Source organism: Rhizobium sp. NFR07 (genome assembly GCF_900111905.1).
Lineage (GTDB): Bacteria > Pseudomonadota > Alphaproteobacteria > Rhizobiales > Rhizobiaceae > Neorhizobium.
Window position 1 is genome coordinate 66,849 of sequence record NZ_FOKM01000015.1, and the last position, 13,066, is coordinate 79,914.

Here is a 13,066-nt window from a genome sequence, read left to right on the forward strand (position 1 = left end):
GCATGCACGGCAGGCTTCTGGTAGTGTAGGACATCCCAGTATCGTGAGGGGCAGCCATGTCTTTGCTTGCGTTGCATCATGTATCGATCATCACCGCCGACCTTGGTAAATCATTGCCGTTTTATCGCGACGCGTTCGGCCTCACCGAGATCGCGCGGCCGAGTTTTTCCGTTAGCGGTGCCTGGCTGGCGTGTGGCGACCTACAAGTGCATCTTGTCGAATATCCGGAAGGCACGTTCCGACAGAACCCTGCTGTCGATCGTAACGACTGGCATTTCGCTTTCCGCACGGAGAATTTCGACGACGCCGTCGATCGACTGATGCGACTTGGTTTCCGCGAAGACCTGCCTCACGGCGATCCACATTGTCTGCTGATCTTTCGTACCGGCCTTGCCGGCTTTCCGCAGCTCTACCTCCGTGACCCCGACTTGAATGTCGTCGAGATCAACGGAGCGCCGTAGTTATGAAGGATGCACCAATTCTAGTCTTGGACGAGGCAACCTTGGCGCTCGACAGCGAATCCGAAGCCGCCATCCAGGAGCGGCTTAATGTCGTGATGCAGGGAAAGACGGTGATCGCAATCGCCCATCGTCTGTCGACCATATCGAAAATGGACCGGATCGTGGTCCTCGACCACGGCCGCATTATAGAGGAAGGCAGCCCGGAGGAGTTGATCAAGGGCGACGGACTGTTCGCAAGCCTTTGGCAGCGTCAGACGGGTGGCTTTATTCCAGAAGACATTGCTTGACCGATACCTCCGATTAGAAGGGAGCACCCATGACTGAAATTCCGATCCGATGCTCCGCGGTATCAGTCGTCGTTCTACGGATCGTGCCCGCCGGATGCGAGGTTTTGCTTCTGCGCCGGAATAATACGCTGGTTGGCGAATGGTGCCAGATCGCCGGCGCGATCGAGAAGGGCGAAAAAGCATGGGAAGCGGCGCTACGCGAAGTCAACGAGGAGACAAATCTCACCTGCAAGCGTCTGTATTCCGCAGACATTTGTGAGCGGTTCTACGAGGCCGATCGTGATGCAATCAGCATCTTGCCGGTCTTTGTCGGCTTCGTGGATGCTGTTGCGACCGTCGTTATTAATCACGAGCACAGCGAGTTTCGATGGGTGTCTTTCGAGACCGCCTTGGGAATGGTGCCATTTGCTGGGCAACGTCATGTACTGAGGCATGTGGAGGCGGAATTTGTAAGGCGTGAGCCGGTTCGGCATCTGCTAATCCAAGCAGCTTCTCCAACGGCCTGAACGGCAAGGAGACGTTGCAATGCCTCGATACGTGGCTTTACCCGCAAAGCTTAATGCCACGCTGACGAGTTCAGATGCGTTACCATGGCATGGGATTGATCATCCTCGGGACACTTGACGTGCAACTCAGATGGCATTTTCCCGTGCGAAGACATCGGAATAGGGGTCAGAACAAGACTAGTGCGAAATCGTAAGTTTAGCCGAGGAAGTGATGTTCGAGATCGATTTTCGTTCCCAAACAGGATCCTAAAAGCATTTCACCCTAACACTTCATATTCAGTACAGGCGACAAACTACGGGAAATATAGACGAATGTGATTGGCGTACGATTTCGCACTAATCTTGTTCTGCCCCGGGTAAGCGTGCAACTTTGCGCAAGGCCTCAAGTGCGGTCCATTCCCACTCACTCAATAGACTTCCGACCAGGGACGAAGGTCGGTCTCCTGTGTCCAGGCGGAGCGCTTCTGCTGGTGCACAAGGAAGGCGGTGTCGGCGATATCGTCTGGCAGGAGTAGGCCGTCCTCCCCCCGCTCCCCGCGCAAATTCGGCATTGACCGCAGCAGCCGGTCGCCATTGATCCCGCCATCGATGATCAGGTGCGCCACATGGATGCCTTTCGGGCCGACCTCGCGTGCCAGGCTCTGGGAGAGCGCTCGCTCCCCTGCCTTAGCGGCGGCGAACGCGGCGAACAGTGCTTTGCCACGCAACGAGCCGGTTGCGCCCGTGAACAAGATGGTTCCTTGGCCACGGGGGACCATCCGTCGCGCAGCTTCGCGCCCGGTCAAGAAGGCGCCGAGTGTATGTTCACGCCAAAGTTGCTCAAGATTTGCAACCTCAAGCTCAAGGAACGAATCACGCCGGTTCGTTCCGGCGTTGTGCACAGCCACTTCCAAGGGCGCCCAATCCTCGGCGGCAGATGCGAATTTAATCGCATCTGCCTCGATACTGGCATCGCCGATGATCGAACGAGCCTGTCCACCGCGGCTGCGAATGTCTTCCGCTGCCGTTTCGACCTTGTCAGGAGATCGGCCGGCGAGAAGGACACGATATCCAGCCATGGCAAAGCGTCTCCCATAGGCGGCTCCGAGCCCAGCAACCGCTCCGACACCGACCACTAATGCACTTCTCTGCAGGTCAATCACCTAAGCCTCCATCGATAGAGTTACATGGCTGGAAGGTTGCCAGCCGGCTTAGGCTGTGTCGATAGCGAGGATGTCGATCGCGACAGCGACGCGGCCCAGAATCGGTCGATTGTCCGGCCCAGCGGTGTAGACGCGCCGCTTTGTCGGAAAGACGAGGCCATCGAACGCCTGGTAATCACTTGCGTAGTTGGCGCTGGTCGTCCCCCCCATGATCTCGACACTGTAATCCTGACGACGCAGCAGCCCACTGTTGTCAAAATAGAAAGTTTGCTCGGTGGAATGGCTGGGTACGTTCGCTGGGAACGTCACCTTTAACCGGCGCCAGGTCTCGCCATCCTCGTCCCAAGGCTCGACTTCTTCCGTCTTGAAACCCGGGAGTTCAAAGAGAAAAGGCGTCGTCAAATAGGTCCACATCGCATAGCCAGTGAAGTAGATCAGATGCTGCTGATCCCATGGCGTCGGTATCGTATGCCCCCCGAAGAACGACCTGGGCGACAGGCGCTCTTCGACCACCTCTCCGCTGTCAACGACGATCACAGTGCGGTTCGGCTCCCATACGCATCGTTGACCAGCCTTTAAGAAGGGGCTGAATTCCGTATGCGGTCGACGCGTCGACGCGGAGGCATGAATGTCGGCGTAGACGTCCGGCCACCCCTTCACGTGCCAGATAGCACCACCCACCTGGATATGGGCGTTCAACTCGCTGATCTGCTCCCAACGCTCCCAGCCGCCGTGCGCCGCGATTGCCTGGTCCAATAAATCACTCATTCAATGTCTCCCAACCTAGCCGGCAAGGCCTGCCGAACGGTTTAACTTTGCAACCTATCGACTCATAAACCGTTTTGGTTTAACTTTGCAACTGATATTCAAGCCTTCGGAGATTTTAAGTGAGAGGCAAGCGGACAGACCTGAGAAATGCGAATTGCGGAATTGCGCGGTCGCTGGGCGTAATCGGCGACTGGTGGTCGCTTCTGATCGTGCGCGACGCCTTTCACGGCCTCGAACGGTTCGGCGAGTTTCAGAAGAACCTGGGCCTGGCGAAGAATATCCTGTCGACTCGTCTCAAGAAGCTCACGGAAGACGGTATATTCACGATCGAGCCGGACCCCGCCTCGACCCTCAGCCACCGCTATGTCTTGACGCCAAAAGGCGAACGGCTGGCGACGATTGTTGTAGCTCTGTGGCAGTGGGGGGAGGAAAACTGCTTCGAAGCCGGCGAGTTGAAGTTCGACATGGTGGACAGAGAAAATGGCCACACTCTGGCCCGCTTACAGCTTACCGCACAGGACGGGCGCACTCTTGGGCCGCGTGACTTCCAGGTGAGGAGCATCCATGACTGAGTCGATCTGCCAGCGCGTCGTTCTGGCCGCGCGGCCGCAAGGTCGACCGAAGCTCAGCGATCTTCGCCTCGAGAAGGTGGAGCTTCGTGCGATCCAGGAAGGGGAGATCGGGCGGGGCGGAGCTCCGCGCTAGCCGCAGCGTCAAGTCGAGTGGAGGATGCTCTCAGTCCTGAGCACTCCAATGCGCCGCCTTATCGGTTGAGGCTCGCTGGGGTCAGAACAAGATTAGTGCGAAATCGTACGTTTCGCCGAGAAAGTGATGATCGAGATCGATATTCGTTCCCAAAACTGCGTCCTAAATAGCGTTTCACCCTAAAACTTCATATTTCAGCACAGGCGGCAAAACTACGTAAAATATGCACGAATTCGGTTAGCGTACTATTTCGCACTAATCTTGTTCTGACCCCTATGAGGACGCGTCTGTTAGAGGACGGGTCGTCGTCGGCCGAAGCCAACCGGATCGTCGCGGATGTGGACAACCGCATGGGCGATTGTATCCTGCGGCTCTACCGCTCGGCGCTGAATGTCGGGCGAGAATGGCAGCCAGGCCTCGCCAACATTACCGCACCGACACTGGTGCTTCACGGCTTAAAGGATCGGCCGGTTCCGCCGGAATTGGCGGACGTATTGGCAGGCGACATCCGGGCGCGCGAGGTGGTTCTGCTCGACGCGGGGCACTGGTATCCGCTCCAGCGACCCGATGAGATGGCGATAGCGTTGAACACCTTCTGGATCAAGTAATCGATTAGCCGCCATGGAAGGTATGAGAGTGGATCTCCCGCTCCGATCCTATGTTATCGGCAATCACGGCGCCAACGACAGTGGTATTCCAAGAGTGTCCGGGAACGTCCTAAGGCGTATTGGAAACATCGCAGACGGTCGTATCGGCAAAGAAGTGGAGCCGCTCGACAGCGGCTTCCACCGATAGCTGTTCAGCCTGGGTACATCACCCCCTTCACCTCCAGGAAGTCGTGGAAGGCGAACTCACCCTGCTTGCGACCATTGCCGCTTTTCTTGTATCCGCCCCATGGGTTACGTAGGTCGTAATTGCCTTCGTTGAGATAGATCATGCCTGCCCGGACGCGGTCGGCGATACGCCTTAGCCGATCAAGGTCCGCACCCCAGACGAAGGCTGACAAGCCATAATCGCAGCAATCCACGCCGAGATAAACCACAACTGGACCCTGGCCCGTCTGGCCGGCGTCGCAGGAATGTCGCGGTCGGCCTTCGCCCGCCGGTTCCAGGAAACGATCGGGATCGCTCCCATGGCCTACATTCTTCGATGGCGTATGGCTGTCGCAAAGTCGGCGCTGATCAACGAGCGGCTGACGCTCGACGAAGTGGCGGAGCGGACAGGCTATGGGTCCGCCGGCGCGCTCAGCCACGCATTCTTGCGTGCTGTTGGATGCACGCCAAGTGCGTTCAGGCGGCAAAGGGAGGAGACATTACGGCACCATGATGACCCGACCTAGCGGCTTCGCCCTCTCCGCAAAATCATGGGCGTCCCTGGCTTGGGAGAGAGGAAACGCTTTTTCGATCTTTACCTCGATCTCCCGGTTCTTTAGCGCTAACAACAACTCGTCGACCGTCGAGCGTATCTGCGGCCTTTCGAAAAGCGCGCCCATAAAAACGCCGAGCAAAGTCTGATTTGACTGCATGGCTGGCCATAGATCCACCGAAAGGTTGCCGCCGCCAGCGTTCCCGACAAACACCAGACGGCTCTCGGGCGCCATCATAGCAAGCGAAGCGGATATGGTCGCACCAACAGGGTCGACCACCAGATCGACGCCCCTCCCTTTCGTGATCTCCCGCACAGCCTCGATATGGTCTTGGGAGGACCGATCGATAACGTGATCGGCGCCAAGCAACGATATTTTTTCAAATCGCCCTGCCCCGCTTGAAACGGCGATCACGGTTGCTCCGGCTCGAGCGGCGAGTTGCACTGCTGCAAGGCCAACTCCGCCGGCTGCTCCCTGTACAAGGACAGTCTCGCCGCGACGCAGGCCGCCTCTGGCAAAAAGGCAATGATGGGCTGTGCCAAACGATATTGGCAACGCTGCCGCTGCCGTTGCATCAACGCTTGATGGAAGACGCCACGTCCGGGTCGCGGGTACAGCCCAGAGTTCGGCGTGAGACCCATGCATGTCGAAGGCAGTCACTCTGTCTCCAACTTTGCGGTCCATCACATCTGCACCGACCTCCAAGATTCGTCCCGAGGCTGCATATCCTACGATCCACGATCCGTGGGCGGGTGGCGTGGATCGGCGATTGATGAGGTCACCGCCCTCGATCGAAATCGCGTCCACAGCGATAAGCACATCGCCCGGACCTACCGTCGGATCGGGAACATCTCTATAGACGAGCACATCAGGAGGTCCTGGGTGATCGTAAACGGCCGCCTTCATCTCTCTTCTCCTGCCTCATCGCTCGAACACCGTACTGCTGCCATCCCGGACATCCATCATCAGGCCGAATGGCCTGCTGGCTTCAGCAGTGACTGAGGTGCACGCCAGGCAAATCCGCTTCTGCACTGACCCTTGAGAGGGTAGACGCCCCGGCACATGTTGATAAGCTACCGAATTTCGAATGGGCTTATAGAGGACGTCAATGAATGGACAGGCTGATCCTTCGCGATCTGGCGGTATTGGAGGCCGTTGCGCGCCGGCGCAGCTTCACCGAAGCGGCCTCCGAACTTGGTGTCAAGCAATCCACTCTCAGCTATACGATTGGCCAGCTCGAGAAAAAGCTTGGCGTTCCTCTTCTGGCAAGAACGACCCGGAGCGTGGCAGCGACCGAGTCGGGGCGGCGTCTTTTGGAAATCCTTGGTCCCGCCATGCGCGACCTCAGAGAGGAACTGCAGAGAATGCAGGGCGCGAGGGAGACCGTGGCAGGCATCGTCCGGTTGACAATGATCCCGGCCGCATTCGAAAGTGTTGTCCGGCCGGCGCTACCAGGTTTTTGTGAGCGCTACCCCGGTGTTAAAGTTGAAATTTCAACAAATGAAGGCTTGGACGATGTTGTGGCGGAAGGCTTCGATGGCGGCATCCGCTTTGGAACGCTCATCGATAAAGACATGGCCGCGCTCCCATTGACCAAGTCGACTCCAGTGGTGATCGCAGGGTCTGCATCCTATTTTGAGAAATACCCGATCCCCCTTGCACCAGAAGATCTGGTTGATCATCGGATCGTGTCATACCGCTACAAGAGCTCAGCGCGGCTGCTCGATTGGCCAATGCAGATGGGCCGCCGGAAGTTCGAGTACAAAATCAATGCAACGTTGATTTTCGATGACGGAGCGGCAATTCGATCAGCCGTCGTTGACGGCTTGGGCCTAGGGTTCCTGCTCCGATCTCAAGTTGTTGGCGATCTCGAGGCAGGCAGACTGGTGGAGGTTCTGACGGATTGGACGACCGACCTGCCGGGCTTCAGTCTGTACTACCCGAGCAGACGGAGAACCTCCCCGGCTTTCCGTGCGCTAATCGAGCATTTCAAGGAGGCCAGTAAAGCGAAGAACTCTGCAGTTATGCCTTGAAGGTGACAAGAGGTCCTCGATCGAAAATAAGACAAGAGTCGTCCCAGCCGCGTCACCGATATTGAGCGCACCATTGCCTTGCGGAGGCACCGACGGACACATCGATCTCGTAGTAACACCCGCTTCCCTGCAGGCATGGCCGAAGACGTGTGGTACGCCGTGCACGATGCAAACAGTCAGCTTCGGCTTCCTGCGGGCCCCGATGCTGTAGCACTCGCTGAAGCGTGCTGACGGCCGACCAATCCCGCGTCTCCGAACAGCACGGGACTTTTGTTCCCGTGCAAGTCACGATGGTGAGCCGCATCTCGCCTTCGTCAGCATCCTCCCAGCAATGCTTCGGATACCCGCCTTACGACGAGGACGAGCCGGCGAGCTGCGCGACGGGTAGCGCGACCGATAATGTGAGGCCTGCCGGGTCCCAGGTTCTTGTAATGGTCGCACCGAGGCCACTGAGCGCGGCCTTCTCCAGCCGACTTCCGAAGCCGATGTGCGTAGGGGCGATCTCGACAGCAGGACCGCCGCGCTCGATCCACTGCATGACCAGCATTTCGCCCTCTCGCCGCAGGTGGATCGTCAGCCGGCCCTCCAGCGATGACAGCGCTCCGTACTTGGCAGCGTTGGTCGCAAATTCATGAAGCACCAGCGCCAGCGAGGTTAGCGCCGAACCACGAACCTGGATGTCCTCACCCGTGATGGCTAGCGCATCGGCGTGCCCGGTTTCATAGGGCGACAAGATCGCCCGCAGCAACTCAACCAGGCCGGCTGAGGCTTCGCCGCCGTCGAGATCGTCTTGCATCGTTAACGCGTGCGCACGCGCAAGTGCCCCGACGCGGTCGCGAAGCGTGCTGGCCAATTGCTCTACGGATCCTGCAGACCGCGCGCTCAGCGATATCAGCCCGCCCGTTAGCGTGAAGAGATTCTTGATCCGGTGGTTCATTTCCCGCATCAGAAGGGCTTGTCGTTCCTGCGCTTCGACGCGCTCGCTGATGTCGCGTGCGATCTTGGAGGCGCCCACGATGTTGCCGTGCTCGTCACGGATGGGAGACACCGTTAGCGAGACATGGACCAGCGTACCGTCCTTGCGTCTCCGAAGCGTTTCAAGATGCTCGGTGCGACGGCCTTCGCGAACGCCGCCGATGATCATGTCCTCTTCGTGCAGCCGATCTTCCGGAATGAGCAGCGTGATGTGGCGGCCAATGGCCTCCTCGGCGGCGTAGCCGAACAGGCGTTCGGCACTTGCATTCCAGCTCGTAATCGTCCCATCGAGGGACTTGCTGAGGATGGCATCGTCCGAATGCTCGACGATTGCAGCAAGCTTGGCGCTCGTCTCGTGGGCGATGCGCCGCGCCTCGGACTCCCGACGTGCTTCGCGCAAGAGCGCTGCGTTGTCGATGGCAATCGCCGCGTGCGCAGCGATCGTCTTGACGATCTCCTCAGCATCTTCGCCAAAGCGCCCAGGCTCATCATGAGCGATAAAAAGGCCGCCATGGACGGCGCCCGTACGTGAGATCACCGGTACGGCGAGATAGCTGACAACCGGCAAATGCCCTGCGGGCATTCCAAAATGGGGCTCGCTCCGGCCGTATCGGGGGTCCTTCCGGATATCATCCGAACGCACCACGCCAGTGCCGTCGAACGTCGGAGCGAAAACTGCCGTCTTTCGCGGCATCTCAAAGTTGGCGAACGCCGATCGCGGAACGCCGGACAAGGTGTAGAGGCTATAGATCTCGCCCTTGTCGTCGACCTGATTGTAAAAGAATGCACCGAATTTGCCGCCCGACCACTGGGTCGCGGCGTCAGTTACGATCGCAACCAGCTCGCCAAGATCGAAATCGCCTGCCACCGCCCGCGCGATCCGGCTGAACATGCGAAGACGCTCGATTTCGGTGACTCGCAAGTCGCCCCTATCCGGAGAAGGAACACCGGGCTCAGCATCATCCCGTTCATCAAATGCATCTTCACTGCCGTTCACGCACGCCCACCGAGGTTAAGTCCTTCGCACCTCGCAAGGAGTCAGACACAAAAAGGAAACGTTGTTTCGAGAACAATAGCACGCCATCGATGTTACGGCCACACCCGGCATCCGCCAGACCTGAATACGTTCGCAGTTCAAAGTTCGGCTATTCGTTGGGACACTTCCCACGGTCGGTTACCGGCGACAAGACCGAGGGCCTGTGTCGGGACGCGTGCCGGTTGCGGATGTCCGGATGTTTCACCAAGGCGGTCGGGACCATAATGGCCGCCTGACGGCGGCCTCCCTGACGTTGCACCGAACAGCCGCGGCAACGAGCCTTGTGCGACAGGCTGAAACGGCGCGGGCTCAAGCCACGCTCCCAGAACCCTCTTCGGAAGGAACCGTGTCACCCTGACGGAGTTTTGCTTTTCGACGGAGGCGGAAAATGGATCATGATGAGTACAACTGGATAAGTCGCCGGGCGCATGAGATCTGGCAGAGCGAGGCATGCCCGAACGGGCGGGATCAAGAGCACTGGTCACAGGCGGTCGCCGACTGGCAAGCGAGAGGCGATACCGATCCGCCGCACCTCGGGCTCGACGCGACGGCACCTCCCATCCGCAGGGTACTCGTTGTAGACGATGAGCCACTCATCAGGTTTGCAACGGTGGACGCGCTGGAGGCGGCAGGTTTTGAGGTCGTCGAAGCAGGCAACGCCGACGAGGCTTTTATTCTGTTCGAAGGCACGCAGATTGACGCCGTCTTCACCGATGTGAACATGCCGGGTTCAACTGACGGCCTCGGGCTAATGAACCGTATTCGCTCGCGTTCGCCAGGCACGCGTGTGATCGTAACTTCCGGTCATGTCCGTCTGGGGGCATTCGACCTTGCGAGCGGCGTCTCGTTTATCCCGAAGCCCTACAATCACGACGAGATCATCGACATGCTGAAGGTATCGTTCGATCCGTCCCCCGGTCCGGCTTAGGGGTCGTACCGATGAGGTTTTTCTTTCACCTCCGCGACGTAGACACCTACGAAGAGGACCTTGAGGGGATCGAACTGCCTTCGCTTGCGCAGGCTATCGTCGAAGCGCGACGGTCCGCCCGTGAAATGGTCGCTGAACTTGTCTTGAACGACGACGTCGTGGATGGCCGGGCCTTCGAGATCGCGGGAGGCGACGGGTCTACCCTTGCGACTGTTGCGTTCAAGGACGTTGTTCGCATGGAATGATATCGGCTTCGGACGACCGGAAAAGGAATACGAGCGGATCGTCGCAAGAAATACCTCCGAGCAGCTTCGCGCGACAGGATAATCCGCGCCGTAAACTCTGACAGAATAAGGTGCACCGTCGGAGCGACACCGACGGAATCGCCTCAATTCATTTCCCTCTGAGTATGGCTTTCGCTTGCTGGGGCGGCTGATGCAGCACGATCGGTTCCGCCGGATAGACCTTTAGGAACCGGCAGTGCGCCTGGCCCCAGGCCGCGGCGGCCGGGGACAGCCAGCCCGTCATTTCCACCATGCTTTCGTAGCGTTTCGGCAGGTTCCACATGATGACAGGCTCGTGATGGGCAATGCGATTGCGCAGGCTGCGGATTTGCGCCAGCGGTCCGGAGAAATCCTTTCTTCGCAGCCCCTTTCCGTCCGGCTTACGGCCGATCTTGTGCAGCGTCGTCTGCCACAATGTTTCATAGTCCTTGCCGAACATCGCGGTCCAGAAGCTGAAGGTCAGGGCCGCGACGATCCGGCCGGGGGTCGGTTCTTTTTTGTCTGCCTCAATGTCCTGGATGGCCTTGGCGAGTTGTTCGGGCTGCCATTCGCCGAGCAGCAACCCCGGTTCATGAAACCAGCTTTCATTAACCGCTTCGGTCATGACTACATGGATTCGGTTGCGCAGTGCCACTTCAAGCATCTGCAGCGGCGTATAGAGGCTTTCCGAAATCAGCGTGTTGAGCGTATATAGCTCAATAGCGCGGCTACGGTCGCCGTTCGCCCAATCGAGGTAACGGCCAAACCGCTCTAGGGAAAGCGCCATTTCCAGCGCTTCATAGGAAACTGGCCTCCCTACTTCCCCTTGCATTTTTTCCCCACCCCTTCTATATAGATAATCGTACACCCCGGTACCGTCTCTGCCCTAGGCATGCGGCCGGGGTAATTTTTTGCCCTAATCACTTGACGTGCTTCGGAACTTGCAAAGCCGCCTTGGCTTCCTTCCGCTGCTTCTTTTCAGCCGCGAATTCCGGCTCAAGCGCCTGAATCTTTGTCACCAGGCCGTCGAGGTGGTAGATATTGCTGTTCCAGTCTCCGGCAGCCGTCTTGCGCATTTCGCGCTTGATATAGCCGGCCTTCTCCAGGGCGCGCATATTATTCTGGATGGTTTTCTCCGTGACATCCATGCGTTTCGCCAGTTCCTTTTTGGCAGGAAACGGCTTGCGCGTCGGCTCGTGCCAGTAATCCAGGAGCTGGATGATAATGTTCATCTGCATCGCGTTGATGCCGAGGCGCCGCTGCGCCTGGATCAAGATGGAGGGGATGCCCGCATAGCCGTGACTATAAACAGCCTTGCCCCAGATGCGCTCCGTAGAGGACGGCTTCTTGGCTGCGGGCTTTGGAAAATTGATGACTTCTGCGTCGGAAGGGGTTGCGCTCATGGTTTAAATCTCCTTCGGTTGCAAAGAAGATACGCAGGCGCATACCAGCTTTCAATGAGGCGGGCTGTCGGGGGTATGGAAAACGCAGGGGCCACCCCTATCTGCGTTAATTGTGCTGTCTCCACCACTAAAGCTATATGGTTCGCGCTGCTTTACTGGTCGGATTTCGCCCCTACCTTGGGAAGCCCCGTTCCTGACGGGTGGGATTCCTAATTTCCATACCTAAGCGACATTTTTTCTACCACAAAGCGGTCGTAACATGCCGAAACACCAATCGGAACGGAAAATACGCCCTGTTCCAATCCTAATTCGACCGATTCGAAGCGATGCACTCGCGCCGCTTCACGCTGCAGTGGTTCTCATCTTCTGAAGACGCTCGTGTTCCTCGATGAGATAGGTGATGTAGCTCCGGATCAGATTGCAATACAGCCGCGCCTCATTCTGCTGGATGGCGACCCCGGCCTTGAGATCCATACCGTGACGTACGCCGCCGCCGGTTGGCGAGGACAGATAGCCGTGCAATTTCGTCATCCAGTCAAGGATCTGCTCTTGAGCCGTTCCGCGATTGCCGGATCTCATTTCGCCAATGATCTTGTTGAAATATTTCCCCTGAACCGTTCCATCACTCGTACCGGTGCCCCGGAACACGGTCGCGACCGACTCAAGAAGCCAGAGGATTTCAGAAACCGCCTGGCGGCTTTTCCCTTCTCCGAGGAGCCGGTTCGACTCCTCGAGCGATGCTTCAATCAGCTCCCGCGCCTGCGCGTCGAGGGAAGGTGCGGCGTCGGGCACGGAAATCGGTGGGGCCAGCGGGTTTGTGGCGACCAGATGGGGCGGTTCGATCCGATAGCCCGCGCCGTGTTCCGCAAGTACGCGATTGATCATCGCCACGTCGGGCACGCCCAGGCCGTCATCAGCGCACTCCATGCAGACCGTATAAAACGCCTCGATGAACAGTGGCGCGTTCTCTTCCGCCCGGCGCATTGCGCTATCCATATCGGACCACGCCCAGCTAAGGCTGCTGCTGTTCCCCGAACCGCCGAACGCTTCCTTAAAGCGTTCGACGATCCCCCAGGTATTTCCCTGAAAGCCGATTTTTTCGATGAAATCATAGAATGCGCGCGACAGGGTCGCCGGCGCCGGTCCAGGGCTGGAAAACCGCCATGCAGGGTCAAATTTAAGCATCAAACGCT

Annotated in this window: 16 protein-coding genes and 1 pseudogene; 9 read left to right on the forward strand and 8 right to left on the reverse strand. The window is 58.3% G+C overall.

Annotated elements, in window-relative coordinates; translation table 11 throughout:
• Nucleotides 1–56: 56 nt before the first annotated feature.
• From BM216_RS25905 to BM216_RS25915, 3 genes and pseudogenes are all read left to right on the forward strand, one after another.
• The gene (locus BM216_RS25905; RefSeq protein ID WP_093002103.1) at nucleotides 57–461 is read left to right on the forward strand and encodes a VOC family protein; all 405 of its coding nucleotides are present in this window, start codon (nucleotides 57–59) and stop codon (nucleotides 459–461) included.
• Nucleotides 458–748: pseudogene (locus BM216_RS25910) on the forward strand (ABC transporter ATP-binding protein); the annotation flags it as partial. The gene BM216_RS25905 and the pseudogene BM216_RS25910, both read left to right, overlap by 4 nt.
• A gap of 29 nt (nucleotides 749–777) precedes the next feature.
• The gene (locus BM216_RS25915) at nucleotides 778–1,254 is read left to right on the forward strand and encodes an NUDIX hydrolase (protein ID WP_093002104.1); all 477 of its coding nucleotides are present in this window, start codon (nucleotides 778–780) and stop codon (nucleotides 1,252–1,254) included.
• Nucleotides 1,255–1,661: 407 nt separating this feature from the next.
• Here BM216_RS25915 and BM216_RS25920 read toward each other — a convergent pair whose 3' ends face one another.
• Together BM216_RS25920 and BM216_RS25925 are read right to left on the reverse strand one after the other, a co-directional pair.
• Nucleotides 1,662–2,396: an SDR family NAD(P)-dependent oxidoreductase gene (locus BM216_RS25920; RefSeq protein WP_093002105.1), complete on the reverse strand. Its 735-nt coding sequence runs from the start codon at nucleotides 2,394–2,396 to the stop codon at nucleotides 1,662–1,664.
• Nucleotides 2,397–2,444: 48 nt separating this feature from the next.
• Nucleotides 2,445–3,164, reverse strand: coding sequence for a hypothetical protein (locus BM216_RS25925; RefSeq protein WP_093002106.1), 720 nt, complete (start codon nucleotides 3,162–3,164; stop codon nucleotides 2,445–2,447).
• A gap of 119 nt (nucleotides 3,165–3,283) precedes the next feature.
• On the opposite strand from BM216_RS25925, the gene BM216_RS25930 reads away from it, so the two are divergent.
• The 3 genes from BM216_RS25930 to BM216_RS25935 all read left to right on the forward strand — a co-directional run bounded on the left by BM216_RS25930 (nucleotide 3,284) and on the right by BM216_RS25935 (nucleotide 4,477).
• Nucleotides 3,284–3,736 carry a winged helix-turn-helix transcriptional regulator gene (locus BM216_RS25930; RefSeq protein ID WP_093002107.1) on the forward strand — a complete coding sequence of 151 codons (453 nt, stop codon included), beginning with the start codon at nucleotides 3,284–3,286 and terminating at the stop codon, nucleotides 3,734–3,736.
• Entirely contained in the window at nucleotides 3,729–3,869 is a 141-nt protein-coding gene (locus BM216_RS34190; RefSeq protein WP_177230914.1) for a hypothetical protein, read from the forward strand. Before BM216_RS25930 ends, BM216_RS34190 begins: the two co-directional genes overlap by 8 nt.
• A gap of 350 nt (nucleotides 3,870–4,219) precedes the next feature.
• Nucleotides 4,220–4,477, forward strand: a complete 258-nt coding sequence (locus BM216_RS25935) for an alpha/beta fold hydrolase (RefSeq protein ID WP_348272018.1) — start codon at nucleotides 4,220–4,222, stop codon at nucleotides 4,475–4,477.
• Nucleotides 4,478–4,668: 191 nt separating this feature from the next.
• On the opposite strand, the gene BM216_RS34745 is transcribed toward BM216_RS25935, so the two are convergent.
• Both BM216_RS34745 and BM216_RS25950 read right to left on the reverse strand, forming a co-directional pair.
• The gene (locus BM216_RS34745; RefSeq protein WP_093002109.1) at nucleotides 4,669–5,121 is read right to left on the reverse strand and encodes an aldehyde dehydrogenase family protein; all 453 of its coding nucleotides are present in this window, start codon (nucleotides 5,119–5,121) and stop codon (nucleotides 4,669–4,671) included.
• A 60-nt stretch (nucleotides 5,122–5,181) separates the two neighbouring features.
• Nucleotides 5,182–6,141: a quinone oxidoreductase family protein gene (locus BM216_RS25950; protein ID WP_093002110.1), complete on the reverse strand. Its 960-nt coding sequence runs from the start codon at nucleotides 6,139–6,141 to the stop codon at nucleotides 5,182–5,184.
• Between the two features lie 206 nt (nucleotides 6,142–6,347).
• Here BM216_RS25950 and BM216_RS25955 point away from each other — a divergent pair, with 206 nt between their 5' ends.
• The gene (locus tag BM216_RS25955; RefSeq protein WP_093002111.1) at nucleotides 6,348–7,268 is read left to right on the forward strand and encodes a LysR family transcriptional regulator; all 921 of its coding nucleotides are present in this window, start codon (nucleotides 6,348–6,350) and stop codon (nucleotides 7,266–7,268) included.
• A 349-nt stretch (nucleotides 7,269–7,617) separates the two neighbouring features.
• On the opposite strand, the gene BM216_RS25960 is transcribed toward BM216_RS25955, so the two are convergent.
• Nucleotides 7,618–9,240, reverse strand: coding sequence for a PAS domain S-box protein (locus BM216_RS25960; RefSeq protein ID WP_143102864.1), 1,623 nt, complete (start codon nucleotides 9,238–9,240; stop codon nucleotides 7,618–7,620).
• Between the two features lie 427 nt (nucleotides 9,241–9,667).
• Between BM216_RS25960 and BM216_RS25965 the strand changes: the two genes are divergently transcribed.
• Together BM216_RS25965 and BM216_RS25970 are read left to right on the forward strand one after the other, a co-directional pair.
• Nucleotides 9,668–10,207: a response regulator gene (locus BM216_RS25965; RefSeq protein WP_093002113.1), complete on the forward strand. Its 540-nt coding sequence runs from the start codon at nucleotides 9,668–9,670 to the stop codon at nucleotides 10,205–10,207.
• 11 nt (nucleotides 10,208–10,218) lie between these two features.
• A complete protein-coding gene (locus BM216_RS25970; protein WP_093002114.1) occupies nucleotides 10,219–10,452 on the forward strand; it encodes a DUF6894 family protein in 234 nt (77 codons plus the stop codon).
• 148 nt (nucleotides 10,453–10,600) lie between these two features.
• Here BM216_RS25970 and BM216_RS25975 read toward each other — a convergent pair whose 3' ends face one another.
• The 3 genes from BM216_RS25975 to BM216_RS25985 form a co-directional block, all read right to left on the reverse strand.
• Nucleotides 10,601–11,302 carry an Abi family protein gene (locus tag BM216_RS25975; RefSeq protein ID WP_093002115.1) on the reverse strand — a complete coding sequence of 234 codons (702 nt, stop codon included), beginning with the start codon at nucleotides 11,300–11,302 and terminating at the stop codon, nucleotides 10,601–10,603.
• A gap of 88 nt (nucleotides 11,303–11,390) precedes the next feature.
• Nucleotides 11,391–11,873: a helix-turn-helix domain-containing protein gene (locus BM216_RS25980; protein WP_093002116.1), complete on the reverse strand. Its 483-nt coding sequence runs from the start codon at nucleotides 11,871–11,873 to the stop codon at nucleotides 11,391–11,393.
• Between the two features lie 342 nt (nucleotides 11,874–12,215).
• Nucleotides 12,216–13,058, reverse strand: a complete 843-nt coding sequence (locus BM216_RS25985) for a hypothetical protein (protein WP_093002117.1) — start codon at nucleotides 13,056–13,058, stop codon at nucleotides 12,216–12,218.
• Nucleotides 13,059–13,066: the final 8 nt, after the last annotated feature.

Excerpts from the sequence above, each read along its gene's own strand:
- BM216_RS25925 (WP_093002106.1), bottom strand. The coding sequence starts at position 3,164 with ATGAGTGATTTATTGGACCAGGCAATCGCGGCGCACGGCGGCTGGGAG.
- BM216_RS25970 (WP_093002114.1), top strand. The coding sequence starts at position 10,219 with ATGAGGTTTTTCTTTCACCTCCGCGACGTAGACACCTACGAAGAGGAC.
- BM216_RS25935 (WP_348272018.1), top strand. The coding sequence starts at position 4,220 with ATGGGCGATTGTATCCTGCGGCTCTACCGCTCGGCGCTGAATGTCGGG.
- BM216_RS25915 (WP_093002104.1), top strand. The coding sequence starts at position 778 with ATGACTGAAATTCCGATCCGATGCTCCGCGGTATCAGTCGTCGTTCTA.
- BM216_RS25985 (WP_093002117.1), bottom strand. The coding sequence starts at position 13,058 with ATGCTTAAATTTGACCCTGCATGGCGGTTTTCCAGCCCTGGACCGGCG.
- BM216_RS25950 (WP_093002110.1), bottom strand. The coding sequence starts at position 6,141 with ATGAAGGCGGCCGTTTACGATCACCCAGGACCTCCTGATGTGCTCGTC.
- BM216_RS25975 (WP_093002115.1), bottom strand. The coding sequence starts at position 11,302 with ATGCAAGGGGAAGTAGGGAGGCCAGTTTCCTATGAAGCGCTGGAAATG.
- BM216_RS25955 (WP_093002111.1), top strand. The coding sequence starts at position 6,348 with ATGGACAGGCTGATCCTTCGCGATCTGGCGGTATTGGAGGCCGTTGCG.
- BM216_RS25980 (WP_093002116.1), bottom strand. The coding sequence starts at position 11,873 with ATGAGCGCAACCCCTTCCGACGCAGAAGTCATCAATTTTCCAAAGCCC.
- BM216_RS34190 (WP_177230914.1), top strand. The coding sequence starts at position 3,729 with ATGACTGAGTCGATCTGCCAGCGCGTCGTTCTGGCCGCGCGGCCGCAA.
- BM216_RS25965 (WP_093002113.1), top strand. The coding sequence starts at position 9,668 with ATGGATCATGATGAGTACAACTGGATAAGTCGCCGGGCGCATGAGATC.
- BM216_RS25905 (WP_093002103.1), top strand. The coding sequence starts at position 57 with ATGTCTTTGCTTGCGTTGCATCATGTATCGATCATCACCGCCGACCTT.